The 21728-nt window shown below is 73.1% G+C and carries 18 protein-coding genes; 13 read left to right on the top strand and 5 right to left on the bottom strand.

The features are described from left to right. Positions 1–276 precede the first annotated feature (276 nt). From ACLWS4_RS27525 to ACLWS4_RS27500, 6 genes are all read left to right on the top strand, one after another. A complete protein-coding gene (locus tag ACLWS4_RS27525) occupies positions 277–2901 on the top strand; it encodes a hypothetical protein (protein WP_387828170.1) in 2625 nt (874 codons plus the stop codon). 115 nt (positions 2902–3016) lie between these two features. Continuing rightward, positions 3017–4048, top strand: coding sequence for a phosphate ABC transporter permease subunit PstC (gene pstC / locus ACLWS4_RS27520; RefSeq protein WP_049661130.1), 1032 nt, complete (start codon positions 3017–3019; stop codon positions 4046–4048). 64 nt (positions 4049–4112) lie between these two features. After that, positions 4113–5369 (top strand): phosphate ABC transporter permease PstA, encoded by a 1257-nt coding sequence (gene pstA, locus ACLWS4_RS27515; protein ID WP_117488857.1) that lies wholly within the window; start codon positions 4113–4115, stop codon positions 5367–5369. 38 nt (positions 5370–5407) lie between these two features. Beyond that, complete coding sequence (locus ACLWS4_RS27510) at positions 5408–7213, top strand: phosphate ABC transporter substrate-binding protein PstS (RefSeq protein WP_380744330.1); 1806 nt, start codon at positions 5408–5410, stop codon at positions 7211–7213. Further along, positions 7210–8133, top strand: a complete 924-nt coding sequence (locus ACLWS4_RS27505) for a sortase (protein WP_380744332.1) — start codon at positions 7210–7212, stop codon at positions 8131–8133. The genes ACLWS4_RS27510 and ACLWS4_RS27505 overlap by 4 nt, the downstream gene beginning before the upstream one ends. A 23-nt stretch (positions 8134–8156) precedes the next feature. Beyond that, positions 8157–9083, top strand: coding sequence for a phosphate ABC transporter ATP-binding protein (locus ACLWS4_RS27500; RefSeq protein WP_079272019.1), 927 nt, complete (start codon positions 8157–8159; stop codon positions 9081–9083). Positions 9084–9111: 28 nt separating this feature from the next. Here ACLWS4_RS27500 and ACLWS4_RS27495 read toward each other — a convergent pair whose 3' ends face one another. Beyond that, positions 9112–9957 carry an HAD family hydrolase gene (locus ACLWS4_RS27495; protein ID WP_074002012.1) on the bottom strand — a complete coding sequence of 282 codons (846 nt, stop codon included), beginning with the start codon at positions 9955–9957 and terminating at the stop codon, positions 9112–9114. A 161-nt stretch (positions 9958–10118) separates the two neighbouring features. Here ACLWS4_RS27495 and ACLWS4_RS27490 point away from each other — a divergent pair, with 161 nt between their 5' ends. The 3 genes from ACLWS4_RS27490 (at position 10119) to ACLWS4_RS27480 (ending at position 13872) form a co-directional block, all read left to right on the top strand. Further along, positions 10119–10325: a hypothetical protein gene (locus tag ACLWS4_RS27490; protein ID WP_380780131.1), complete on the top strand. Its 207-nt coding sequence runs from the start codon at positions 10119–10121 to the stop codon at positions 10323–10325. Between the two features lie 29 nt (positions 10326–10354). Then, positions 10355–11242 (top strand): LLM class flavin-dependent oxidoreductase, encoded by an 888-nt coding sequence (locus tag ACLWS4_RS27485; RefSeq protein WP_416875496.1) that lies wholly within the window; start codon positions 10355–10357, stop codon positions 11240–11242. Between the two features lie 161 nt (positions 11243–11403). After that, a complete protein-coding gene (locus ACLWS4_RS27480; protein ID WP_416875495.1) occupies positions 11404–13872 on the top strand; it encodes a hypothetical protein in 2469 nt (822 codons plus the stop codon). A gap of 106 nt (positions 13873–13978) precedes the next feature. Here ACLWS4_RS27480 and ACLWS4_RS27475 read toward each other — a convergent pair whose 3' ends face one another. From ACLWS4_RS27475 to ACLWS4_RS27460, 4 genes are read right to left on the bottom strand one after another with little or no spacing between them, the layout of a single operon-like run. Beyond that, positions 13979–14506 carry a hypothetical protein gene (locus ACLWS4_RS27475; protein WP_117488865.1) on the bottom strand — a complete coding sequence of 176 codons (528 nt, stop codon included), beginning with the start codon at positions 14504–14506 and terminating at the stop codon, positions 13979–13981. Beyond that, positions 14503–15114 (bottom strand): hypothetical protein, encoded by a 612-nt coding sequence (locus ACLWS4_RS27470; RefSeq protein ID WP_416875494.1) that lies wholly within the window; start codon positions 15112–15114, stop codon positions 14503–14505. Before ACLWS4_RS27470 ends, ACLWS4_RS27475 begins: the two co-directional genes overlap by 4 nt. After that, positions 15111–17393 (bottom strand): hypothetical protein, encoded by a 2283-nt coding sequence (locus ACLWS4_RS27465; protein WP_375877089.1) that lies wholly within the window; start codon positions 17391–17393, stop codon positions 15111–15113. The genes ACLWS4_RS27470 and ACLWS4_RS27465 overlap by 4 nt, the downstream gene beginning before the upstream one ends. Before the next feature lie 13 nt (positions 17394–17406). After that, a complete protein-coding gene (locus tag ACLWS4_RS27460; protein WP_074002018.1) occupies positions 17407–17847 on the bottom strand; it encodes a hypothetical protein in 441 nt (146 codons plus the stop codon). A 214-nt stretch (positions 17848–18061) separates the two neighbouring features. On the opposite strand from ACLWS4_RS27460, the gene ACLWS4_RS27455 reads away from it, so the two are divergent. From ACLWS4_RS27455 to ACLWS4_RS27440, 4 genes are all read left to right on the top strand, one after another. Then, the gene (locus ACLWS4_RS27455) at positions 18062–19039 is read left to right on the top strand and encodes an ABC transporter ATP-binding protein (protein WP_049652877.1); all 978 of its coding nucleotides are present in this window, start codon (positions 18062–18064) and stop codon (positions 19037–19039) included. Next, on the top strand, positions 19023–19922 hold the full coding sequence (locus ACLWS4_RS27450; RefSeq protein ID WP_049652874.1) for an ABC transporter permease: 900 nt from the start codon (positions 19023–19025) through the stop codon (positions 19920–19922). Before ACLWS4_RS27455 ends, ACLWS4_RS27450 begins: the two co-directional genes overlap by 17 nt. A gap of 9 nt (positions 19923–19931) precedes the next feature. Beyond that, positions 19932–20849 (top strand): ABC transporter ATP-binding protein, encoded by a 918-nt coding sequence (locus tag ACLWS4_RS27445; RefSeq protein ID WP_049652871.1) that lies wholly within the window; start codon positions 19932–19934, stop codon positions 20847–20849. Between the two features lie 76 nt (positions 20850–20925). Then, a complete protein-coding gene (locus ACLWS4_RS27440; protein WP_049652868.1) occupies positions 20926–21642 on the top strand; it encodes an ABC transporter permease in 717 nt (238 codons plus the stop codon). The last annotated feature ends 86 nt before the right edge of the window (positions 21643–21728 follow it).

Below are 21728 nucleotides of genomic sequence, written 5' to 3'. Positions count from 1 at the left end.
GCGCGGGCCCCACCCCCCCGGCCCCCACCCCCCCCCGGCCCCGCTCCCCGGTAACTCACCGGTGGGGCGGCGGCCCCCCCCCGGGGCGGGGCCCCGCCGCTTGCGGAGTTCCCAACTCCGGTACGGAGTCGTCGCGTTGTGGTCTCGTACATCTGGTCGACCGGATCCCGCCATGTCCGACTGGCCGAATAGTACGCACGGAACCGTCCGTCCCCAGCGCGATCGACGCCCTCGTGCCGCCTCCCCCGGCGGCCCGCATCTCCCGGAGGCCTCGCCATGAGAAACCGCGTACCCGACCCGAGAGGCCCAGGGAGGTGGCGCCGTCGACTACCGGCCCTGGTCCTCGCCAAGGCCGTGGTGGCGGCGCTCGCCGTCATTCCGATCGGGTTGGGCGCGGCGCCACAGGCGCACGCCGACTCGGCGGTGACCGTCCCGGGCCCGAAGGTCTGGCTTCCGGCCACCAAGCAGTACGGCCAGCCGGGAAGCGTGACCGTCTCCCAGACGGCCAACCTGACCAACCAGGTCCTCCAGGTGTCCTGGAGCGGCTTCACCCCGACGGTCTACCTGGGGTCCAACGATCCCGCGCCGACGGCACAGTCGCTGTCGACCCACATCCTCTACGCGGTGCGGATCTACCAGTGCCGGGGCACCGACCCGGCGGTGACGGACTGTTACGGCAGCACCCTCTACGGCGGCGACCGGACGAAGGGCTTCGAGCAGCCGCCCCGGCCGACGCGCACGGAGGTGCCGGAGTGGCCCACCAACCAGGTGATCGCCTCCACCGGTCCGGACGGCTCGGGCGCCGCCTCGATCGAGGTGTGGAGCGCGAAGGAGAGCTCCACGCTCGGCTGTGACGCGACCCACCCCTGTTCCCTGGTGGTCGAGCCGAACTACGGCGGCGACCCGCTGGACCTCTTCCAGGTCCTCGACGGCAAGGCCGACTGCGAGTTCCACGACCTGGACGCCGACCCGGACGCCTACACCGCCGCCGACGGGATCATGACCCCCGGCAACCAGAACTGGAAGACGGGCAACCGGACCAGCGAGCAGTGCGCCTGGCAGCACCGGACGGTGGTCCCGCTGTCCTTCGCGCCCACGGCGGACTCCTGCACGGTGAGCAACCAGGCCTTCGGTGCCGCCGGTCTGGAGATGGCCAACCGGGCCATGCAGCAGTGGCGGGCCGGCCTGTGCCTGGGCGACTCGCCGATGACCGTGGGCTACGTCCCCTCCGGTGGTGAGCCGCAGGCCCGTGCCGCGTTCCTGGGGGGCAGCAGCAGCACGGAGGTCGCGCTGACGGCGCGGCCCGACCGGTCGCCGCCCACCCGTCCGTACGTCTACGCCCCGCTCGCGACGACCGGCATCTCGGTCACGTACCTGATCGACGACCCGAAGACCGGGCGGCAGATCCGCGACATGAAGCTGAACGCCCGGCTGGTCGCCAAGCTGCTCACCCAGTCCTACGCCTCACCGGGGACGAGCATCCCCTCGGTGGCCGGCAACCCGAACTGCCTGTTCACCGACCCCGAGTTCAAGCAGCTGAACCCGGAGACGGCGGCCAACGGGATCCACTGGCCGACGAGCTGCGGCGGCACCCTGACGATCTACCCCGGTGTCCCCGGCGGCACCACCGACTTCACCTACCAGCTGACCTCGTGGTTCGCCGCCGATCCGGACGCGAGCCGCTTCCTCGACGGTGAGCCGGACCAGTGGGGCATGCGCGTCGACAGCTTCTACCTGAAGCCGAAGTTCGCCGGCTACCCGGCGGAGGCGTTCCAGGTCCAGGACTACTCCGGGCCCGCGCAGGGCAGTGCCGGAGTCGACTTCAAGCACTGGAAGCAGTACGAGTGGAACCCCTCGCTCGACGGTCTCGGGCGGGTCGCGCGCAACCTGATGCAGTACCAGCCGAACTGCCAGCAGCCGAACACCGAGTCGGACGGCAGCCACAAGGCCTGTGCCACGCAGATCCCCGGCCAGCGGTCGCTGCTCGCCATCATGGACACCGGCCAGGCCAAGGCGTTCTCGCTCCCCGAGGCCTCGCTGCTCAACCCGGCCGGCTCCTTCGTGTCGCCCGGCACGGCCGGCTTCCAGGCCGCCGTCGGCGACATGCCGACCGACGCCGCCACCGGGGTCCAGCAGCTGCCCTACGGCACGCCGGACACCGCGTTCTCGCGTGACCAGCGGGCGTACCCGCTGACCGCGGTGCAGTACGCGATGGTGCCGACCGGCGGCGTGCCCGCCGAGAAGGCCGCGTCGATCTCGCAGTTCCTCAAGACCGTGACCACCGACGGCCAGACCTACGGCCTCGCGCCGGGGCAGCTCGCCCAGGGCTACCTCGCGCTGACCGGCGCCCAGCGGCAGCAGGCCCAGGAGGCCGTGCAGCACGTCGCGGCCCAGGACGGCAAGCTGCCCGGCAACCAGACCGCCCCTCCGCCCGGCGGCGAGCCGGGCACCCCGGAGAGCGGCAACGGTTCCTCCGGCTCCGGCGGCACGGGCGACGGCACCACCCCGGTGAGCAGCTCCGGCACCGGCGGCACCACCGCCGACGGCAACTCCGGCGGCACCGGCTTCGGCTCCTCCGACGGCCTGTCCGGCGGCGGCCTCTCCGGCACCGGCTCCACCGGGACCGGCACGGCCGGCGGAGCCGCGGCTCCCGGCGCGGCCGGCGGCGCCAAGCCCGGCGCGGGCGCCGCGCCCTCCGGCAACGCGATCGCCGCGGCGCCGGTCGGCACCCCGGTGCCCGACCGTCCCGGCACCGCCCGCCTGCTGCTGCCCGTCGCGCTAATCGCCGGCCTGGTGCTGCTGGTCGGAGGACCGGCCGCGCTGGTCCTGGGCGGTACCCCGGCCGGGGCGAAGGTGCTGACCGGCGCCCGCGCCCAGTGGTCGCGACTGCGCCGCAAGTAGGAACCCGCGCTCGGCGGGGCCGCCGTTCCGGCCCCGCCGAGCGCTTTCCCTCCCGCCGAGGCAGCGCCCCGGTCCCTCACCGAGCACGCCCGTTCCCGAGCACGGAGAGCACACCATGACATCCGCCGCCGAGCCCGCGGCACCGTACGCCGGGGCACCACGCCAACCCGACCACGGGCCCGACCAGGACGTGCCCCGCACGATCACCTCCCCCGCGACCCCGGGCGACCGGGTGTTCCGCGGCGTGCTGCGGCTGGCCGGCTTCTCGGTCTTCGCGATCATGGGACTGATCGCCTTCTTCCTGATCCTGCGCGGCTCCGACGCGCTGCGCGCCGTCGGCCTGTCCTTCCTGACCGAGCAGAAGTGGCAGACCGCCGCCCACAACTTCGGCATCGCCGCCGTCCTGCCCAACGGCCTGCTGATCGCGGTGATCGCGCTGGTCATCGCCGTCCCGGTGGCGATCGGCACCGCGATCTTCATCTCCGAGTACGCCCCGGTGCGGCTGCGGGCCGCCCTGGTCTCGCTGATCGACCTGATGGCGGCCATCCCCAGCATCGTCTACGGCCTGTGGGGCCTGTTCTTCCTGCAGCCGCGGATCATCGGCTTCGTCCGCTGGCTGGCCAACCACCTGGGGGAGTACATCCCCTTCCTCAAGGTGCGGACCGGCGACATCGGCACCTCGTACACCTCGTCGACCTTCATCGCCGGCGTGGTGGTCTCCCTGATGATCATCCCGATCGTGACCTCGCTCAGCCGGGAGGTGTTCTCCCAGGCCCCGCAGGGCGAGCGGGAGGGCGCGTACGCGCTCGGCTCGACCCGGTGGGGGATGGTCCGCGCGGTCGTCCTGCCGTTCGGCAAGGGCGGGGTCATCGGCGCGGTGATGCTGGGCTTCGGCCGGGCGATGGGCGAGACGATCGCCGTCGCGCTGATCATCTCGCCGAACTTCAAGGCCATCACCCACATCCTGGAGAACGGCGCCAACTCGATCTCCGCGCTGATCGCGCTGCGCTTCGGCGAGTCGGACGCGCTGTCGCTCTCCGCGCTGATGGCCGCCGGCCTGGTGCTGTTCGCGCTCACCCTGCTGGTCAACGTGCTGGCCGGGATCGTCATCAACCGCTCGCGCTCCGGCGCCGCGACGGCGGACTGAGCATGACCGACCGTCAGTCCGCCCACAGGGCACGCAGCCGTCCGCACCGTGAAGGGACCATCCGATGACCACGCTCGACCTGCCGCCGGTCGCGGCGTCCGGGCCCGCCGGCGAGCCCTCGCCCCCCGCGTCCCCCGGGCCCGCCGGGCCCGCCGCGGCCGGGACCCCGGGCCCCGAGAAGAAGCTGCGGATCGGCGGCGTCACCCGCGACGACGTCCTCACCGTGGCGGGTGCGGCGGTCGGCTCGCTCGCGCTGGACTGGGTGCTCTACGAGCGGGTGCTGCCGTTCAGCGGCGCCTTCGGCTTCCTGCTCTGCTGGTACCTGCTCTTCCTGGCCGGCTACTACCTGCTCGGCCGGCTCCAGTGGAACCCGATGATGGTGCGGGACCGGCTGGTCGCCGTGGTCGCCTGGAGCTCCGGGCTGCTGGTGGTCGCGCTGACCGCCGACCAGATCGGCTACGTCGCCAGCCGGGGCTGGGAGGCGGCCCAGCACCTCAACTTCTTCACCGAGTCGATGGAGCGCACCGGCCCGCTCGACCCGCTCACCTCCGGCGGCGCGCTCAACGCGATCGTCGGTTCGCTCGAACAGCTGGGCCTGGCCTCCCTGTTCGCCGTTCCGCTGGGCATCGCCGCGGCCGTCTTCATGTCCGAGGTCGGCGGCCGGGCGGCCCGCCCGGTGCGCACCCTGGTCGAGGCGATGACGGCGCTGCCGTCCATCGTGGCCGGCCTGTTCGTCTACGGCATCGTGATCCTCACCTTCGGCTTCGAGAAGAGCGGCTTCGCGGCCTCGCTCGCGCTCACCGTGATGATGATGCCGATCGTCACCCGGGCCGCCGAGGTGGTCATCCGGCTGGTGCCCGGCACCCTGCGGGAGGCCTCCTACGCGCTCGGCGGCAGCCAGTGGCGCACGGTGTGGAACGTGGTGCTGCCGACCGCCCGGCCCGGTCTGGTGACCGCGGTGGTGCTCGGCATGGCGCGCGGCGTCGGCGAGACCTCGCCGGTGCTGCTGACCTCCGGCTTCACCCCGCGGTTCAACGCCAGCCCGTTCGACGCGCAGCAGGTGTCGCTGCCGCTGTACATCTGGAACTACGTCAAGCAGCCGTACGACGGGATGATCGCGCGCGGCTTCGCGGCCGGCCTGACCCTGATGGCCGTGGTGCTGATCCTCTTCGTCACCGCGCGCATGCTCGGCGGCCGCCGTCCCGGGCAGCTGACCCGGGCCCAGAAGCGCCGGATCAACCGGGAGGCCCGCCGCCAGGAGGCGGCCGCCCTCGGGGGCATCGCCCGTCCGTACGCCCTCCACTCGCAGGCGAAGCACTGATGTCCAGACCAACCACCCTCCGTACCAGAGGAGTTCACATGTCCAGGGGCCTCAGTCGCTCCGTGGCCCGGCTGCTGGCGGGGACGATGTCCCTGATGCTCGCGGCGGCCTCCCCGCTGCTGGGGCAGTCCCCGGCGTTCGCGGCCTCCGTCTCGCTGAGCGCGGACGGCTCCAGTTGGGCCGGTCCTGCCATCGACCAGTGGCGGCAGGACGTCTCCCCGCAGGGCATCCAGATCAACTTCAGCCCGGTCGGCTCCGCGGCCGGCCGCACCGCCTGGTCGAACGGGCAGGACGACTTCACGGCCTCGGACGTGCCGTTCCGCTCGGGGCAGGACAGCGGGGTGGGGCAGGGCGGCCAGGCGTCCGGGACCGGAAGCGCGGAGAAGCCCACCTGGGGCTTCTCCTACGTCCCGATCACCGCGGGCGGCACCACCTTCATGTACAACCTGGTGGTCGGCGGCAAGCAGGTCCGCGACCTGCGGCTCTCCCCGCAGACCGTCGTGGACATCTTCACCAACAAGATCACCAACTGGAACGACCCGAAGATCACCAACGACTACGGCAAGCCGCTGCCCAGCCTGCCGATCACCCCGGTGGTCCGCTCCGACGGCTCCGGCGCCACCGCGCAGTTCACCCGCTGGATGGAGCACACCCACAAGGACCAGTGGGACGCCTACTGCAAGTCCGTCAACGGCGTGAGCTGCGGTGACTACACCGAGTTCTTCCCGCCCTCCGGCCGGATGACCGCGCAGAACGGCTCCGACGTCGTGGCCGGCTACATCAAGTCCCCGACCAACGTCGGCACCATCGGCTACGACGAGTACGCCTTCGCCAAGCGCAGCAACTGGCCGGTCGTGAAGGTGCTCAACCAGGCCGGGTACTACTCGCTGCCGACCGCCTCCAACGTCGCCGTCGCGCTCACCGCCGCCAAGATCCGCGGCGTGGACGACGGCACCCCCGCGAACGACCCGAACTACCTGCAGCAGAACCTCGACGGCGTCTACACCATGGACGACCCGCGCGCCTACCCGATCTCCAGCTACAGCTACCTGATCGTGCCGCGCGCCGGAGCCTCGGCGCCCCCGCCGCCGCGCTTCAACAACGACAAGGGCTCCGCGCTCAGCCGCTTCCTCTCCTACGTGCTGTGCGAGGGCCAGGGCAAGGCGGACGACCTCGGCTACTCGCCGATCCCGCGCGGCCTGGTCAAGGGCGGTCTGCTGCAGACCAGGAACATCCCCGGCAACGCCAGCCCGGTCGACCCCGACACCCTCGCCAACTGCGCCAACCCGACCTTCAACTCGGCCGGGGAGCTGACCGTCCTCAAGAACGCCCCGATGCCGAGCCCCTGCGACAAGGCGGGCAGCCCGCTGGACTGCACCGTGAAGGACGGCCAGCCCGTCAAGACCGGCTCCGGCTCGGGCGGTTCCGGCGGCGCGGCCGGCGGCTCCGGCGGTGCGGCGGGCGGCTCCGGCGGCACCGGCGGGTCCGGTGGCACCGGGGGCACCGGTACCGGCGGTGCGGCGGGCGGTACCGGCGGCGCGGGTACGGCCGGCGGTGCCGGTGACCCGAACGCCGCCGGAGCGGCCGGCGGCGACCCGAACGCGCCCGGCGCCGGTGACGGCACCGAGGACGTGATCGACCCGCAGACCGGCCAGGTGGTCGCCCGCGGCCGCGGCGGCGCCGCCACCGAGGTGGCCGCCAACGTGGTCGAGATCAGCGGCAAGCCCGAGGACTGGATGCTGTCCTCCCTCACCGCGCTGGAACTGCTCGCCGTGGTGCTCGTCCCGCCGCTGCTCGGCCGCCGTCTGCTGCGCCGCCGCAACGGCTCGGGCGGCACCTCGTGACGGCCCCGGTGCTGGAGAAGCCGGTCGAGCGGAGCGCCCCGGCGCAGCCGGCCGCCCCCGCCGCCCCCGCCGCGTCCGACGCCCCGGTCCGGCCCGCCGTCTCCCCCGGGCGGCGGCGGTTCCTCCAGGGCGCCTGGGCGGTCAGCCTCGCGGCCGCGCTGGTGCTCGGCTTCGTCGGGTACCTGTTCACGCTGTCGCACGTCCAGCAGCGGCACTACCAGTCCACCGGGTACAAGACCTTCCGCGACCAGCTGGCCCGGGCGGTCGCCCCGACCGGCGCGGCCGCCGACGGCGCCCCGGTGGCGCTGCTGGACATCCCGGCGATCGGCCTGCACCAGGCCGTGGTCGTCGAGGGCACCACCGGCCGGGACCTGATGCGCGGCCCCGGCCACCGCCGGGACACCGCGCTGCCCGGCCAGCGCGGGGTCACCGTGCTCTTCGGCCGCGGTGCCACCTTCGGCGCGCCGTTCGCCGACCTGTCCAAGCTGCGGGTCGGCGACAAGATCGAGACCACCACCGGCCAGGGCAAGTTCAGCTACACCGTCAACGTGTACGGCGACGGCGACCACCCGATCGTCGACCCGGCGGCCGGCAACCGGATGGTGCTGGTCACCGGCGACTCCGACTGGATCCCCGGCTCCACCGTGCTGATCGGCGCCCGGCTGGACGGCGACCCGGAGCAGAACCCCGGCCGCCGGCCCGCCACCGTCCCGTACGACAAGGCGCTGGCCGCGGACAAGGGCGCGCTGGCCACCCTCCAGCTCTGGTCGCTCGGCCTGCTCGGCGCGGTGGCCGGCGCCCTGGTGCTGGCCCGGTACTGGCGGCGCTCGGCCGCCTACCTGAGCCTCGCGCCGGTGGTCGGCGCGCTGCTCTGGGCGGTCTACGAGAACGCCGCCGCCCTGCTGCCCAACCTCTACTGACGCGCGCCCGGAGGACCGTTCCGATGACCGACGCACCACTGACCGACACCCCGCAGGCCGAGTTCTCACCGACCGACCCGGTCGCCGACACCATCACCCTCCCCCCGGTCGCCCCCGACCCGTACGCGGACCAGCCGTACGGGCAGGACGCGGACGGCCACCCCGACGGCGGGCCGCTCGCCGGGCTGGAGACCCGGGAGGTCTCCGCCTGGTTCGGCAGCCGCAAGGTGCTGGAGCGGGTCTCGCTGGCGATGCCGGCCGGCGAGGTCACCGCGCTGATCGGCCCGTCCGGCTGCGGCAAGTCCACCTACCTGCGGATCCTCAACCGGATGCACGAGATGGTGCGCGGCGCCGCCCTCGCCGGCGAGGTGCTGCTGGACGGCGACGACGTCTACCGGCCCGGCCGCCGGCCCGCCGAGGTGCGGCGCCGGATCGGCATGGTGTTCCAGCGGCCCAACCCGTTCCCGGCGATGTCCATCCAGGACAACGTCTCCAGCGGGCTCAAGCTGGCCGGGATCAAGGTCTCCAAGGAGGAGCGCCAGCACCTGGTGGAGACCAGCCTGCGCCGGGCCGGGCTCTGGGACGAGGTGTCCACCCGGCTGCACACCCCGGGCGGGGCGCTCTCCGGCGGCCAGCAGCAACGCCTGTGCATCGCACGGTCGTTGGCCGTCTCGCCGGACATCCTGCTGATGGACGAGCCGTGCTCCGCGCTCGACCCGACCTCCACCCGCCGGGTCGAGGAGACCATCGCCGAACTGCGCGGGCGGCTCACCATCGTGATCGTCACCCACAACATGCAGCAGGCCCAGCGCGTTTCGCAGACCTGCGCGTTCTTCCTGGCCACCCACGACACCCCGGGGCGGATCGTCGAGGCCGGGCCGACCGGGCAGATCTTCGGCAGCCCGCGCGACCAGCGGACCTCGGACTACGTCAACGGCCGCTTCGGCTGAGCACCGACCGGCTGGAGGAGCCCCGGGTTCAGCCGAGCCCGAGCAGCTCCTCCAGCACCGCCGCGACGCCGTCCTGCTCGTTGCTCACGGTGTGCAGCGGCACCGCCGCCAGCACCTGCGGGTGCGCGTTGGCGACGGCGTACGCGGTGCCGGCCCAGGCCAGCATCTCCAGGTCGTTCGGCATGTCGCCGAAGGCCACCACCTCGCTCCGGTCGATCCCGTGCCCGGCGCACCAGCGGGCCAGCGTGCTGGCCTTGGTGACGCCGGGCGCGCTGATCTCCAGCAGCGGGATCGACGCGGAGCGGGTGATCTCGGCCAGGTGCCCGGCCGCCGCCCTGGCCTCGGCGAGGAACTTGTCCGGGTCGAGGTCCGGGTGCTTGGCCAGCAGCTTGAACAGGCCCCGGACCGACCCGCCGGCCCCCAGCAGCTCCTCCGCCGGGCCGACCTCGTGCTCCATCTCGTCGCCCCACATCGGCACCGCGTAGCCGGCCTCGCGGGCCCAGCCGCCCGGGTACTCGAAGGCGAACGCGGTGCCGGGCAGCGCGGCCCGCAGCGTCTCGACCACCGCCAGGGTGGTCTCCACCGGCAGCGGGAAGGTCTCCAGCAGCTCGCCGCGCCGCACGTCCACCACCGCGCCGCCGTTGGAGCAGATCGCCACCCCGTGGCCGCCGATGTGCGGGCTCACCTGCCGCATCCAGCGCGGCGGCCGCCCGGTCACGAACACCACCCGCACCCCGGCCGCCTCGGCCGCCGCCAGCGCCGCGGCGGTGCGGTCGGTGACGGTGCCGCCGGAGCAGAGCAGGGTGCCGTCCAGGTCGGTGGCGATGAGGCGGGGCGCGGTGCGGGATTCGGTCACCGGTCCATCTTCGCCCATCGGCGCGGCCGGGGCACCGGCCCGGGTCCGCGGCCTCCGGACGCCCCCGCAGTGATCAAGCCCTTCATGCGCCGTTTCCGGCCGATCCGCCCGTACCCGGGGTGTTCGGCCGACCACGGCGGGCATGACTGCCCACGGCAACCCCGTCGGCAGGAAGAGCCATGCCCACACGCCAGCTCCGTGACCAGCCGCCCCCGACCGCCCGCCCCGACACCCGCGACCCGCAGGCCACCGAAGCGCCGCGGGCACCCGAAGCCTCGCGCGACCCGGTCCTGCTCGGCGACGTCCTCTTCCACACCCTCGCCGACCTCGCCCGCCGCACCTCCGCCCCGTCCCTCCCCGCCCAGCGCACCCGCCCGCACCCGTGACCGCGCCGCGCGGACGTAGGGTCGGGGGCATGCGACTGAGCACCGTGATCCTCCCCGTCCACCGGTGGAGCGAGGGGCAGAAGACCTGGCGGCGGGCCGAGGAACTCGGCTTCCACACCGCGTACACCTACGACCACCTCTCCTGGCGGTCCTTCCAGGACGAGCCCTGGTTCGGCTCGCTGCCGACGCTGACGGCGGCCGCCTGCGCCACCGAGCGGCTGCGCCTCGGCACGCTGGTCACCTCGCCGAACTTCCGGCACCCGGTGACGCTGGCGAAGGAGCTGATCACGCTGGACGACGTGTCCGGCGGGCGGGTCACGCTGGGCATCGGGGCCGGCGGGACGGGCTTCGACGCGACGGCGCTGGGCCAGGAGGCGTGGTCGCCGAAGGAGCGGGCGGACCGGTTCGGGGAGTTCGTGCCGCTGCTGGACGAGCTGCTGACCAACGACGCCACCACCCGCGAGGGGACGTACTACTCGGCGGTCGAGGCGCGGAACATCCCCGGCTGCGTGCAGACCCCGCGGGTGCCGTTCTACGTGGCCGCCGCCGGCCCGCGCGGGATGCGGCTGGCCGCCGAGCACGGGCAGGGCTGGGTGACGTACGGCGACCCGAAGGGCCCGGCGGACGTGCCGGTGGCGGAGGCGCCCGGCGTGGTCGCCGCGCAGATCGGGAAGCTGACGGGGGCCTGCGAGGCCGTCGGGCGGGACGCCGGGACGCTGGAGAAGGTGCTGCTCCAGGGGTCGACGGCGGAGAAGCCGCTGCAGTCGGTGGACGCCTTCGTCGACTGGGCGGGCACCTACCGGGAGGTGGGCATCACCGAGCTGGTGATCCACTGGCCGATCCCGGACTCGATCTTCGAGAACGACCTCACCGTGTTCGAACGGATCGCCACCGAGGGCCTCGCCCAGCTGGGCTGAGGCCGCGGGCCCACGGAGCCGGAGCACCCCCCCCGGGGAGCTCCGGCTCCGTCATGTCGTCGGCTGGCGCTAGGATCTGGCCGATTTCCCGGGGGATGGTTCTGGAGTCCGTGATTCCGCATGCCCCGGCCGCGTGTGTCGAGTCCGAGACGAAGGACAGCATGACCAGAGACATATCCCGAGGCGCTCGGCTGCGCCGGGCCACCGCGGTGGCCCTGACGGCGGTGACCGGCCTCGCGGCGGCGGGCCTCGCCGCCCCGGCGGCCTCGGCCGACGCGGGCCCGGTCCACAGCGTGATCTCCACCGGTGCGGTGTGGACCGCCGACACCCGCGTCTACCTCCAGCCCGACGGCGGGGACCGGACGTTCTGGTTCTTCGTCAAGGGGACGGGGATGACCGGCGGGAACAGCGTCACCTTCACCTCCTCGACGGACCCCTCGCAGACCGTGAAGGCGAGCTTCGGCGGCGACGGGCAGGGCGCGCCCTGCTGGACGCCCCAGGGGTCGCCGAACAGCAACTGCCGGGTGACGGTGCACTTCCCGGGCGGCAGCGCGCTCGGCCACTGGGAGATGACCCAGGTGGAGCTGGCCCAGCCCGACGGCTCGGTGTACCGGCAGCCGGTGACGTCCGCCATCGGGACCCAGCTGAAGGTGCCGTCGGTGGAGCTGACGGCCGGCGCCAACCCGATCCAGGCCTCCGGGTTCACGCTGGGCGCCACCACGGCGGACAACCGGGTCCAGGCCCAGACCGTGACGATGTCGATGAAGGCCACCGACACCGCCGGCCGGATCACCCAGGTCGGCCCCGAGCTGACCGGGGACTGCTGGGGCAACGTCGGCGACCTCTCCTGGTCGGGCGACACGGTCACCATGAAGATCACGGTGCCGACCAGCGCCACGACCCCGTGCGTGGTCACCTCCGTCCGGGTGACCGACGACAGCCAGCGGAACTTCGAGGCCAAGGCCCCGGCCGGGCTGGTCATCACCCCGCTGCAAACCCCGGCCACCGCCCTGACGATCGGTGACGTGTCCTTCCAGCGCCGGCTGTCGCCGGACGGGGGCACCGTGCCGGTCTCCTTCCCGGTGTCCGACACGGTCCCGATCTCCCAGGTCGCGGTGACGGCCCACGGCCCGGTCGCCCCGGGCTGCGCGCCGACCGCCTCGACCACCGTCCCGCCCGGCACCCTCACGACGAACGTCTCGCTGTACCTGCCGTTCGCCGCGGCCGGGACGACCCCGGACGGCTCGAAGCCGACGGGCTGCCAGCCCGGCCTGTACGCGCTGGAGATCGCCGTCACCGACGCGAACGGCACCCACAGCTACGGCGCGGTCGGCACCCCGCTGGCCAAGCCGCTGGACATCTCGGTGGGCAGCGCGGGCACCTACGTGGCGATGGCGCCGCAGCGCCTGCTGGACACCCGGACCACCGGGACGCTCCGAGGCCGCGGCGTCACCCCGCTGAAGGTCGCGGGCACCGCGGGCATCCCGGCCGACGCCGTCGCCGTGGTCATGAACGTCACCGCGACCAACGCCAAGGACACCGGGTTCGTCACCGTCTACCCGGCCGGCGGGTCCGCCCCCGTCACCTCCAACCTGAACCACACCGCGGGGCAGACCGTCCCCAACGCGGTGACGGTCCAGCTCGGGGCCGGCGGCGCCGTCGAGCTGCTCAACGGCTCGGACGGTGACCTCGACCTGATCGCCGACGTCACCGGCTACTACGTCCCGGACACCACGGGCGCCGTCTACACCGGCTTCACCCCCAAGCGGGTGCTGGACACCCGGCCCACCCACGTGCCGTCCCGCGGCACGGTCACGGTCAACCTGTGCAACCAGGCCCGGATCCCGTACAACGCGACGGCGGCCGCGCTCAACGTGACCGTCACCGACCCCAAGGACGTCGGCTTCCTGACGGTCTACCCGCACGGCCAGGCGCTGCCGAACGCGTCGACCCTCAACTTCACGCCCGGGCAGACGATCTCCAACATGGCGGTCGCCCGGCTCGGCGACGGCTGCCTGGTGGACGTCTTCAGCTCGGCCTTCGCGCCGGTCGACATCGTGGTCGACACCTCGGGCTACTTCGTCCCGGACGACAGCGGCCAGACCACCGACGGCGTGCTGGTCACCGGCACCCCCGTGCGGCAGTACGACAGCCGCCAGGGCGGTGGCCCGGTCCCCGGCGGCAGCTCCCTGCTCGGCTGGGGCCTGAAGCCGCGCGACTGGGGCATCGGCTCGCTGCTGCTGAACGTGACGGTCACCAACCCGACCGCGGACAGCTTCGTCACCGTCTACCCGGACGGCGGGCCGGCGGACTCGGCCCCGACCGGTGCCGGGCTGCCGGACGCCTCGAACCTGAACTTCACCGCAGGCCAGACCATCCCCAACATGGTCAACGCCTCGGTCGGGGCCAACGGGTACGTGGACTTCTTCAACCACGTCGGCAGCACCGACCTGGTGGTCGACATGTTCGGGTACTACACCACGGGCGTCGGCGCGAAGTCGGCCGCGGCCACCGCCAGGTCGGCCGCCGTCGCGCCGTCCGCCGCGGCACCCGGGACGGTCGCGCTGCCGGAGGCGAACCCGCTGCGGCTGCCGGTCGCGGCCGCGCGGACGGCGGCGGGCCGCCCCTGATCCACCGCCCGACCCGGGCGACCTGACGGACCGACGGGTGCCGCTCCTCGAAGGAGCGGCACCCGTCGCCGTCGCGGCGGCCGAAGGGGGCCCGGCGCCGGGCGGCTCACACCACGTCGAGCCGCTCGGCGCCGCCCGCGCAGCCGAGCTGCTGCCCGGCGGCGCGCTCGGCGAAGCCGCGGGCGGCCTCGCCCATCCGCTTGCGGCCGGGCCCGTCCGGGAGGAGCTTCCCGTCCTTGCCGGTGAGCCTGAGGACGGCGCGGTAGCCGGTGCGCCGGCCGTCCACGGTGCACTCGAAGCCCACCGCGCCGAGGCTGTCGCCGCCGGAGAGCACGCCGCCGAACGACGCCTCGGCGGTCAGCAGCCGTCCGTCCCCGCCGTTGACCGAGCAGCGTACGGAGGCCGGGGCGTCGGGGGTCGCCGCCCGGTAGGCCGTCTCCACGAAGACCCGGGGGGCGCCGCCGAGCAGCCCGGTGACGGCCGGGTCGTCGAGCAGGCCGCGGCACTCGCCGTGCGACAGGGCGACGGCCGGCGGCCGGTAGGCGGTGTGGTCGAGGTAGAGGTGCCAGCCGAGCAGGCCGCCGCCGAGCAGCAGCGCGGAACCGCCCGCGATCAGGGCCCGGGGGTGCTTCATCGGCAGAGCTCCTTCGTCTTCGCCGCCAGCGCGGCGCGGGTGACCTCTTCGAGCGCCTGTCGGCCGTCCGCCCCGTCGGCGCGGGCCGCCTCCCCGGCGGTGACCCGCACCTCGATGTAGCCGCTGGGCCCGGTCACGCAGTACTGGGCCGCGGCGGCGCCGCCCGGCCAGGCCGCGGCCAGGCCGGGCAGGTCGAGCGGGTGGGCGTCCGGGCGGGTGGCCTCCGCGGCGGCCAGGGCGAGTTCCCCCTCGCGCCGGACGGCGGTGAGGGTGAGCACGGCGCGGCCGTCGATCCGGACGGCGCAGCTCTGCTGGTCGGTGTCGCGGACGCCGGAGCTGGTCCGCTCCTCGGAGTCCTGGTCACCGGGCGGCAGCAGCCGTCCGAGCGGGGTGTCGGCGCCGGTGGGCAGGCGGCAGAGGTGGGCGGACCGGCCGGGGGGCTCGGACGGGCGGTGGCCCTGCCAGTCCCGGTAGCCGACGAACCCGGCGGCGGCCACCGCCACGACCAGCACGGCGGGCAGCAGCAGCGGGTCGTGCAGCCGCCCGGCCCAGCGGCCCGCGAGGAGCCGGGCCCAGCGGGCCGCGGGCCCGGCGCCGGACCCGCTCACGCGTCGCCCTTCGCGTTGGTGGACGAGTTGTTCGCCGTCCCGCGCGACATGCCCTGGAGCGCGCTGTCGCGGGCGCTGTTGGCGAGCCGGTCGATGTCCTGGCGGGCGATCCCGGTGCCGCTGCCGGCGTCCCGGACCGCCTGGTCGGCCCCCCGCGCGACCCGGCCCTCGGCCTCGGCGGTGTGGTTGCGGCTCTCCTGGCGCCCGTCCTCGGTGGTGTCCTTCTTGTTGGCCTCGATGACGCTGTCGGCGATCGAGTCGACGATCTGGTCCGCGATCTCGCCGCCGAGCGGGATCTTCTCGGTCACGCTGCCGATGACGGCGTTGAAGGCGTCCTTGCCGTAGCCGACGTTCTTCTCCAGCGCGTCGTTGAACTCCTTGTCGGAGGCGGCGTGTTCGTTGTGCACCTCGTCGATGCGGGCCTGGTTGAGGTAGCCGCTGACGACGCCGCCGGACTCGGCGTTGTGCTTGATGTCCGACTCCAGCCGGGCGAAGTCGGTCTGCCCGCTGTCCAGGTGGCCGCGGATGAGGGCGGTGGTGTACGCCTGGTTGGCGTTGGTCACCGCGCCGTAGGCGTCCGGGTCGCGGCCGAGGGCGTCGAGCAGCCCGGCCACGGAGGAGGCGTCGAGGGAGGCCGGGGAGCCGTTGACCGGCAGGTCGGTGCCGTGGGAGAGCGAGTTCTGCACGTCGCCGATGTACTCGGCGGTCATGTGCCCGAGGCTGCCCCGCATGGCGGCGAGCTTGCCGTCGCCCTTGATGTCGTCCAGTGCCCCGTCGTCGCCGTGCCGGCCGAAGGTGTCCACGACCCGCTTCATCAGGTCGGCCTGCTCGGTGGTGTGCCGGTCCGGGGGGACGGGGCCCGGCTCGTCGTACGGGTGGCCGGTGGTGGCGGCCTCCAGGGCGCGGCCGAAGGCGGCCGGACCGGCCTGCTTGCTCGCGTCCCACACCTTGGAGTCCCGGGAGGTGGTGTCCGGGATCCAGTCCTTGTCGTGGGAGTAGTAGGAGAAGTAGTCCGAGGGCTTCGGCTTGCCGCCCTGGTTGACCGTGCCGTCCTGGTTGTAGGCGGTCGGCTGCTCGGTGAAGAACCTGTTGGCCGCGTCCGGGCTGTGCGCGAGCGCCTCCAGGATCGCCGTGGTGGGGCGGAAGCCGGCGCCCGCCTCGTCGCCGCCGGTCAGGTTGAAGCCCTGGATCCTGGAGCCGGGCATCGGGGCCGGCCAGTACCGGTCCTGGGTGTCGAGCTGGGTGACGTGCTCGGCGATCGGGTTGATGAAGTGGGCGTCGTAGTTCCCGTTCATCAGGATGCCGGAGAGCACCTGGTAGCCGTACGGCACGTAGTCCAGGCCGGAGGCCCGGTACGGCTTGTCCCAGACCGGCTGGGAGCCGGCCTTGCGCAGCGCGGCGGCCCACTCGTCGGACAGGTGCGGCTCGTTGGTGCTGCGGGTGGCGGTGGCCAGGCCGAGTCCGAGGTTCTTCTGGAGGTCCTGGTAGGCCTTCCAGCGCGGGTCCTTGTCGTCACGGGGGTGCGCCGGGTCGCCGACCATGCTGTTCCAGGACTTGATCAGGCCGTCCGGGCCGAGGTCCTGGTAGAACGTGGTGGCGAACTTCGGGTCGTTGCCGTGCGAGGCCAACAGCGAGTTCAGCTCGGTCAGTTCGGGCTCGGTGATGCCCCCGCCCCGGGCCGCGAGCTGGGCGGCGCGCCGGCCGTCGGCCTCCGGGCCGCCGCCGATGGCCTTGCCGTTGAAGGACTTCTGACCGTCCGTCATGCTGTCGGCGCGCAGCGCCCAGGCGATCCGCTCGTCGGCGGCGGTGGCCTCGGCGACGGCGGAGTCGATCGCCTTGCGGGCGGCCTCCGCCTTGTCGCCCCACTCCTTCTGGTAGTCCCGGAGGGCCTCGTAGTCGTGCCGGGTGGCGTTGTCGGCCGGGGGCCAGCTCACGGTGCCGTTCTCGGTGACGGTCAGCCCGGCCGTCCGGGCGTCGGCGACCGCCTTGTCCAGCTTGGTCTTCGCGGCCTTGAACTCGGTGGACGCCTCGGTGAAGATCGAGGCGAAGGCGTTGGCCTCGGTGACGGCGGCGGTCAGCTGCTCGTTGGTGCGCTGGAGGCCGGGGCGGGCCTGGTCGGCGGCGGGGCCGCTCCAGCAGGCGGAGTCGACCTGGGCGATCACCGTGGTGTCCCAGTCGCCGTCCATCGCGTGGAGCTTCTGGGCGACGGTGGTCCAGGCGGTGGCGGCGGTGTCCAGGACGCCGAAGTCGGCGGTGCTGAGCTCGTGGAAGTCGACCATCTCGGTGGTCCTCTCAGTTGCCGAGGTCGTGCTGGACGGCCGACTCGTTCTGCCGGTAGTTGGCGGCGGTGGCGCGCAGCGCCTGGGTGGTCTGCCCGATGGTGCCGCCGAGGGCGGCGACGCACTGGTCCCAGGTGCCGGCGGCGCCCGCCGCGGCCTTGCCGGTGCTCCAATTGGCGAGCGAGGTGGACACCTTGGCGGTGGCTTCGTCGGCGCCCCGGCCCTCGGTGTTGAGGCGGGCGTGGATCTGGTCGGAGTTGTTCCCCGCGGTGGTGAGCGCGTTGGTGTCGGCGCTGAAGCCGCCCCCGCCTCCGCCTCCGCCGCCGGACGCCGAGGCCGAGTTGAGCTGAGTGCGGGCCGCTTCCCGGGCGCGGGCCGAGTCGGTCAGGTTCCCGTCCGCGTCGTAGGCCCAAGGGTTCATCATCCGGTCGAACGCGGTCGCCCGATCAGACATGTCGATCGTCCCCCTCCGTGCCGGGGCGCTGCTCCGGCACCCCCGTTGGCAAAGAGTCAGGCAAGTGTGTAAAGAGATTCGACAAAGGGTACAGGTGGATTCCGCTTTTTCTAACCCCTAGGGGTGAGGGGCTCCGACGTCATACCGCAGCAGCAGACGGCCTCGTCATTCCAGCTCATGACCCGTACCGCACAAGGCCGTTACGTTTGGTCCCGTGTCCACAGCTGTCATCAAGACGGACGGCCTCACCAAGAGGTATCCCCGTGTCACCGCGCTCGACCAGCTCACCGTCGAGGTGCGGCCGGGTGTGGTCGGTCTGGTCGGGGCCAACGGCGCGGGCAAGTCCACTCTCATCAAGATCCTGCTCGGGCTCGCCCCGGCGACCTCCGGCCGCGGCGAGGTCCTCGGCCTGGACGTCGCCACCCAGGGCTCCGAGATCCGCGCGCAGGTCGGCTACATGCCCGAGCACGACTGCCTGCCACCGGACGTCTCCGCGACGGAGTTCGTGGTGCACATGGCGCGGATGGCGGGCCTGCCCGCCACCGCCGCCCGTGAGCGCACCGCGGACACCCTGCGGCACGTCGGCCTGTACGAGGAGCGGTACCGCCCGATGGGCGGCTACTCGACCGGCATGAAGCAGCGGGTCAAGCTCGCCCAGGCGCTGGTGCACGACCCGAAACTGGTGCTGCTGGACGAGCCGACCAACGGCCTCGATCCGGCCGGCCGGGACGAGATGCTGGCGCTGATCCGCCGGGTGCACACCGACTTCGGCATCTCGGTGCTGGTCACCACCCACCTGCTCGGCGAGCTGGAGCGGACCTGCGACCACCTGGTCGTGATCGACGGCGGCAAGCTGCTGCGCTCCTCCTCCACCGCCTCCTTCACCGAGGCGACGGCCGTGCTCGCGGTCGAGGTCGGCGACTTCCCGGAGGACCACGGCCGCGAGCCGGGTCCGGCGGTCCGCGAGCGGCTCGCCGCGGCCGGACTGTCCGTCCAGCCCGAGGGCTCGCACCTGCTGCTGGTCCGGCTGGCCGACGAGTCGACGTACGACACCATCCGCGACGCCGTCGCCGGACTCGGCCTCGGCCTGGTCCGGCTGGAGCAGCGCCGGCACCGGGTCGCCGAGCTCTTCACCGACGCCCAGGACACCGAGCAGAGCAAGGGAGGGACGAACGATGCCGCTGCCTCCTGAGACCAGGTCCGCCGACACCGGCGTCATCCACGACATCGGCTACCGCGGCTACACCGGCCCCCGGCTCGGCCGCACCTACGCCACCCGCGCGCTCTTCACCCAGAGCCTGCGCGCCGCGTACGGCCTCGGCCGCTCCGGCAAGTCCAAGGTGCTGCCGATGCTGGTGCTGGGCGTGATCACCGTGCCCGCGCTGATCTTCGTGGCGGTCTCGGTCGTGATGAAGCGCGACGAGCTGCCGGTCGAGTACGCGGGCTACCTCTCCATCTTCAGCCTGGTGATCTCGGTCTTCCTCGCCTCCCAGGCGCCGGTCCTGCTCTCCCGGGACCTGCGCTACCAGACCGTCCCGCTGTACTTCTCCCGCCCGATCACCCGCACCGACTACGTCCGGGCCAAGTTCGGCGCCATGGTCTGCGCCCAACTGCTGCTGATGGCATCCCCGTTGCTGGTGCTGTACATCGGCGCGCTGCTCGCCGGGATGGACTTCGGGCACAACACCGCGCACTTCCTGTACGGCCTGGTCGCGGCCGTGCTGTACGCCCTGGTGCCGACCTCGGTGGCCGTGGTGATCGCGGCCGCCACCCCGCGCCGCGGCTTCGGCGTGGCCGCCATCATGGGCTACCTGGCGGTCAGCGCCGCGCTGGGAGCGGCCGCGGTCGGGATCAGCAACCGCAGCACGACCGGCTCCGACGCCCCGCAGTGGATGTCGCTGATCTCGCCCACCGACCTGGTGGAGTCCCTGGTCAACGAGCTGTTCGGGCTCGGCGACGGCTTCGACCGCCGGCACGCCCCGGGCGGCCTCGGTCTGGCGGTGTTCGCGCTCGTCGCGGTGGCCATGGTGGTCGGCTCGTACCGGCTGCTGCTGCGCCGCTACCGGAACGTCTGAGAGGGCGGCATGGCCACCATCAGCATCGACAAGGTCTCCCGCTGGTTCGGGAACGTGGTCGCGGTCAACGACATCACCATGACCATCGGCCCCGGCATCACCGGCCTGCTCGGTCCCAACGGGGCGGGCAAGTCCACCCTCATCCACATGATGAGCGGCTTCCTGGCCCCCTCCAGCGGCTCCGTCACCCTGGACGGCGCGCCGATCTGGCGCAACCAGCAGGTGTACAAGCAGATCGGCCTGGTGCCCGAGCGGGAGTCGATGTACGACTACCTGACCGGCTGGGAGTTCGTCCTCGCCAACGCCGAACTGCACGGCCTGCCCCAGCCGGGCGCCGCCGCCCGCCGGGCGCTGGACCTGGTGGAGATGGACTACGCCAAGGACCGCCGCACCGGCACCTACTCCAAGGGCATGAAGCAGCGGGTCAAGATGGCCTCGGCGCTGGTCCACGACCCGTCCGTCCTGCTGCTCGACGAGCCCTTCAACGGCATGGACCCGCGCCAGCGGCTCCAGCTGATGGACCTGCTGCGCCGCTTCGGCGCCGACGGCCGGACGGTGCTGTTCTCCTCCCACATCCTGGAGGAGGTCGAGCAGCTGGCCCGGCACATCGAGGTGGTGGTCGCCGGACGGCACGCCGCCTCGGGCGACTTCCGCAAGATCCGCCGGCTGATGACCGACCGCCCGCACCGCTACCTGGTCCGCTCCAGCGACGACCGCCGGCTCGCCGCCGCGCTGATCGCCGACGGCTCGACCAGCGGCATCGAGGTGGACGAGCGGGAGCGGGCGCTGCGGATCGAAGCGGTGAACTTCCAGGGCTTCACCACCCTGCTGCCCAGGGTCGCCCGGGAGGCCGGCATCCGGCTGTACACCGTCTCCCCGGCGGACGAATCGCTGGAGAGCGTCTTCTCCTACCTGGTCTCCGCGTGAGCGCCGTCGGCAGGACCACTGTCGGCGGGACCGCTGCCGCCAGGACCGTTGTTGCCCAGGAAGGGGCCGACCGACCATGAACCCCACCGTCGCCAGGCTGACCCTGCGCGGGCTGCTGGGGCGCCGCCGCGGCCTGCTGCTGCTGGTGGCCCCCGCCCTGCTGCTGGTCGTCGCGGCCGTCGCGAGCGTGTCCAGCGCCGACCCGCACGACATGGCCAACAACATCCTCGGCGCCCTCGGCCTCGGCACCCTGATCCCGATCCTCGGACTGGTGGTCGGCACCGGGGTGATCGCCAACGAGATCGACGACGGCTCGATCGTCTACCTGCTCGCCAAGCCGCTGCCCCGGTGGCGGATCGTGACCACCAAGCTGGTCGTCGCGATCGGCGTCACCTGGCTGTTCTCGGTCGTCCCGACGCTGCTGGCCGGGCTGCTGCTGGTCGGCACCCAGGACGGTGTGGCGCTCGGCTACACCGTGGCTGTGCTGGTCGCCGGGGCCGCGTACAGCGCGCTGTTCCTGCTGCTCGGCGTGGTCACCCGGCACGCGGTCGTGGCCGGTCTGGCGTACGCCCTGATCTGGGAGTCGACGGTCGGCAACTTCGTCGAGGGCGCCCGGACGCTGAGCATCCAGCAGTGGGGTCGCTCGGTGGCCGAGGCGGTCGCGGGACAGAACGCGATCAGCTCGGACGTCTCGCTCGGGGCGGCCGTGCCGCTGCTGCTGGTGGTCACCGTCGCGGCGACGGTGCTCGCCTCGGTGAAGCTGGCCGGGATGACCCTCGCCGGCGAGGAGTGAGCCCCGTACGGCACAAGCGGTGAGCCCCGGACACCTGTGAGGGTGTCCGGGGCTCACCGCCGTCCGGAGCTGTAGTGCGCGCGCTC

It is taken from the genome of Kitasatospora sp. SC0581 (assembly GCF_048159585.1).
Lineage (GTDB): Bacteria > Actinomycetota > Actinomycetes > Streptomycetales > Streptomycetaceae > Kitasatospora.
This window is presented reverse-complemented; position numbering and strand designations above follow the sequence as displayed.

Bases quoted from the DNA above. Each gene is read 5' to 3' on its own strand.
- ACLWS4_RS27460 (WP_074002018.1), bottom strand. From the start codon at position 17,847: ATGTCTGATCGGGCGACCGCGTTCGACCGGATGATGAACCCTTGGGCC.
- ACLWS4_RS27445 (WP_049652871.1), top strand. From the start codon at position 19,932: ATGGCCACCATCAGCATCGACAAGGTCTCCCGCTGGTTCGGGAACGTG.
- pstA (WP_117488857.1), top strand. From the start codon at position 4,113: ATGACCACGCTCGACCTGCCGCCGGTCGCGGCGTCCGGGCCCGCCGGC.
- ACLWS4_RS27440 (WP_049652868.1), top strand. From the start codon at position 20,926: ATGAACCCCACCGTCGCCAGGCTGACCCTGCGCGGGCTGCTGGGGCGC.
- ACLWS4_RS27490 (WP_380780131.1), top strand. From the start codon at position 10,119: ATGCCCACACGCCAGCTCCGTGACCAGCCGCCCCCGACCGCCCGCCCC.
- ACLWS4_RS27525 (WP_387828170.1), top strand. From the start codon at position 277: ATGAGAAACCGCGTACCCGACCCGAGAGGCCCAGGGAGGTGGCGCCGT.
- ACLWS4_RS27500 (WP_079272019.1), top strand. From the start codon at position 8,157: ATGACCGACGCACCACTGACCGACACCCCGCAGGCCGAGTTCTCACCG.
- ACLWS4_RS27450 (WP_049652874.1), top strand. From the start codon at position 19,023: ATGCCGCTGCCTCCTGAGACCAGGTCCGCCGACACCGGCGTCATCCAC.
- ACLWS4_RS27465 (WP_375877089.1), bottom strand. From the start codon at position 17,393: ATGGTCGACTTCCACGAGCTCAGCACCGCCGACTTCGGCGTCCTGGAC.
- ACLWS4_RS27495 (WP_074002012.1), bottom strand. From the start codon at position 9,957: ATGGGCGAAGATGGACCGGTGACCGAATCCCGCACCGCGCCCCGCCTC.
- ACLWS4_RS27475 (WP_117488865.1), bottom strand. From the start codon at position 14,506: ATGAAGCACCCCCGGGCCCTGATCGCGGGCGGTTCCGCGCTGCTGCTC.
- ACLWS4_RS27510 (WP_380744330.1), top strand. From the start codon at position 5,408: ATGTCCAGGGGCCTCAGTCGCTCCGTGGCCCGGCTGCTGGCGGGGACG.
- pstC (WP_049661130.1), top strand. From the start codon at position 3,017: ATGACATCCGCCGCCGAGCCCGCGGCACCGTACGCCGGGGCACCACGC.
- ACLWS4_RS27480 (WP_416875495.1), top strand. From the start codon at position 11,404: ATGACCAGAGACATATCCCGAGGCGCTCGGCTGCGCCGGGCCACCGCG.
- ACLWS4_RS27485 (WP_416875496.1), top strand. From the start codon at position 10,355: ATGCGACTGAGCACCGTGATCCTCCCCGTCCACCGGTGGAGCGAGGGG.